This window comes from Hydrogenimonas sp. (genome assembly GCF_029932565.1).
Lineage (GTDB): Bacteria > Campylobacterota > Campylobacteria > Campylobacterales > Hydrogenimonadaceae > Hydrogenimonas.
The window spans coordinates 3,930-6,647 of the sequence record NZ_JAOZPV010000083.1 but is presented as its reverse complement, the minus strand read 5'-3'; the positions used below and the strand labels follow the sequence as shown (position 1 = coordinate 6,647).

Here is a 2,718-nt window from a genome sequence, read left to right as displayed (position 1 = left end):
ACCGGTACGAAATGGTTGCCGCTTTGTGTGTTAATATTGTTTACAGCCGTCTCTATTTCAGAATCTCCCGTCGGGACAGACTGCAGTTTCAACGCCGACACGGCGTCACTCACATCGTCTTTGATCTCTATGCCGTTGTCCGGATCACCGTCCGCATCCAGCGATTGAAGAAGCGCCGCGATGTTTTCGTTCGTCTCCAGAATGACCACACCGTTTTCCAGTCTGTCGGAATCGATCGTCCGCAGCACCATCGTGCCAAGCTTGAATGTACAGCTTTCTCCTATCCGAAATTTAAACTTTCCATTTTCGTCTGTTGTACCTTTTTCACTGCCACATTCATAAATGATCCCGGAAACCGCGGCATCGACATAGTAACCAGTACCATAAATGGTGCTGGATGCAGTGGAGGATGTGGCAGAACCGGTGCCACCACCGCCGCCACCGCCACAACCGGACATCGTCAAAGCAATTGGCAGTGCTATCAGCAAATATTTGATAAATCGTTTAATCATAAAATCCCTCCGGTCATATGAGCAGGTTATACCTGTATACATAATGTCAGTGTGTAGTATAGTACACACAACTCACAAAATGGTAAAAAATTCATTTTCATTAATAAACTTCTTACCTTCATTAACCATTCGCGCTGTTTTGTCAAAATATGTAAAGAGGGATGGCATCAGGAGCGGTATAATCCTAACTATTACTCTCCATATTTCCATGAAGAGGCAACCCGGCTATCTTTGTCACCAAAGACCCGTGGCTTTCCGTCCCTGCTTCACAACAGGTTTGGCAAACTGACAGACCAGTCTGTAGAAGAGCATGTCAAAGCAATACTTTGACGAATCTTTCATAACCTATATCGGCAACTATACCATTATGTTAAATCACTGCAAAGAAAAAACTGTTAACGAGTTTAAACCACGACGAACCACGGGTTTAAAAGCTCTTTTTTGTTGTACACGAGCGGTCGTTGGTCACTGGTCGATAGTCGATGATCGTATTGGCAGGTCATTTTTCCGGTTTCACGTACGATGGCATCGGCGGCGGCGGTATCCCATTCCATCGTCGGAGCCAGTCGCGGATAGATATCGGCACTCCCTTCGGCAACCATCAAAAGTTTCAAAGAGGAACCCTTTGAGATGAATGTTGGATGTTGAATGTTGGAGGTTAGATGGTCGATGAGCTTTTGGGTTTCTTCGTTTAGGTGAGATTTGGAGGCGACAATCGTCAATGTTGAATCTTGAATGTCGGATGTTGAATGTTTGAGGGGCAGTTTTTTGGCACTGCCGAAAATCTCGTCATCCATCATCCAGCATCCATCATCCAACATTGTCTTGTATGCGCCCTCTCCCTTTTTCGCCCAGAAGAGCTCTCCGATCGCCGGCGCGAAAACGACACCCAGTACCGGGGTCTCTTTGTGGATCAGTGCGATATTGACAGTAAATTCGCCATTTTTCTTGATGAACTCCTTCGTCCCGTCGATCGGATCGACACACCAGTAGTACTCCCAGTTCCTGCGTTCCTCGTAGGGGATATCGCGGCCCTCTTCGGAGAGAATCGGCAAAGCCGATTCTTGTGCTGCGTGTTGTGTACTTCGTACTACGATTTTATTCAGACCTTCGGTGATGATGTCATGGGCTTTTTTGTCGGCATCGGTCAGGGGGGACTTGTCGTCTTTGTATTCGATACTGAAATCTTTTTCGTAGATCTCCATGACCGCTTCACCCGCTTTGAGGGCGATGTCGACAACTTCTTTCATCTCTATGGTTTCAAGCATGCAAATATCCATTCTCTTTCAAGTATTTGATCACTTCCCATGCGGCTTCTTCTACAGTAATACCGTCGTTTTTTATGTGGATTTCCGGATGCTCCGGGGGTTCGTAGGGTGACGATATGCCCGTAAAGTCGGAAATCTCTCCGGCTCTCGCTTTTTTGTAGAGCCCCTTGGGGTCCCTTCGCTCACAGATTTCCAGTGGCGCATCCACAAAAATCTCGATAAACTCATCCTCTCCCACAAGATTTCTGACACTGTCACGGTCACTGCGAAAAGGCGAAATAAACGCCGTCAGCACGATCAGTCCACTGTCGACAAAAAGCCTTGCCACCTCCCCGATACGGCGAATATTTTCCACTCTCTCCGCATCACCGAATCCCAGATCCCTGTTCAACCCATGACGAATGTTGTCCCCATCGAGAAGATAGGTATGCTTTCCCATCTCACAGAGTTTCGCCTCGACCGCATTGGCGATGGTGCTCTTGCCGCTGCCGCTGAGCCCGGTGAACCAGAGGATGCAGGGGCGCTGACCCTTCAAGGCCGCACGGGCCGATTTGGTCACGGCATGGGGATGGTGAACGATATTTTCAGATGTTGGATGTTGGTTGTTGGATGTTGGATTATTGTTCATTGCTCTGTCCCGATTTTACGATTTTAGTTGTGATATTGACAATACTCTCGATTTCGCTGAAAAGATTTTCTACTTTGGTTTTTTGTGGATCGATATATTCGGCATCTCGAAGAAGCTTGAGCCAGTATAGTGTTTCTCTCGCTTCCTTGCTGGCTATCGACATTTTTGAAACAAAATCTCTTTTACTGATAGCCGCCTGTGCTTCGTTGACGTTCGCACCTATGGAAGTACCACATCGCAACAGTTGTTTGGAAAGCACATACTCTCTTTTGTGTGTTGTTAAAAATTTATAAAGCTCAATCACCATCAA

The 2,718-nt window shown here is 46.8% G+C and carries 4 protein-coding genes and 1 riboswitch; all 4 genes read right to left on the bottom strand.

The features are described 5' to 3' along the window. Positions 1-512, bottom strand: a 512-nt coding sequence (locus Q1K24_RS08590; RefSeq protein WP_300368899.1) for a hypothetical protein, incomplete at its 3' end; no start/stop codon positions are given. 212 nt (positions 513-724) lie between these two features. Further along, a riboswitch (cyclic di-GMP riboswitch) is annotated at positions 725-804 on the bottom strand. 112 nt (positions 805-916) lie between these two features. Next, the gene (gene cysQ / locus Q1K24_RS08585) at positions 917-1,780 is read right to left on the bottom strand and encodes a 3'(2'),5'-bisphosphate nucleotidase CysQ (RefSeq protein ID WP_300368896.1); all 864 of its coding nucleotides are present in this window, start codon (positions 1,778-1,780) and stop codon (positions 917-919) included. Further along, positions 1,773-2,408 (bottom strand): adenylyl-sulfate kinase, encoded by a 636-nt coding sequence (gene cysC / locus Q1K24_RS08580; RefSeq protein ID WP_300368893.1) that lies wholly within the window; start codon positions 2,406-2,408, stop codon positions 1,773-1,775. The genes cysQ and cysC overlap by 8 nt, the downstream gene beginning before the upstream one ends. Next, positions 2,398-2,718: four helix bundle protein (locus tag Q1K24_RS08575; RefSeq protein WP_300368890.1), on the bottom strand; the 321-nt coding region annotated here is incomplete at its 5' end. The genes cysC and Q1K24_RS08575, both read right to left, overlap by 11 nt.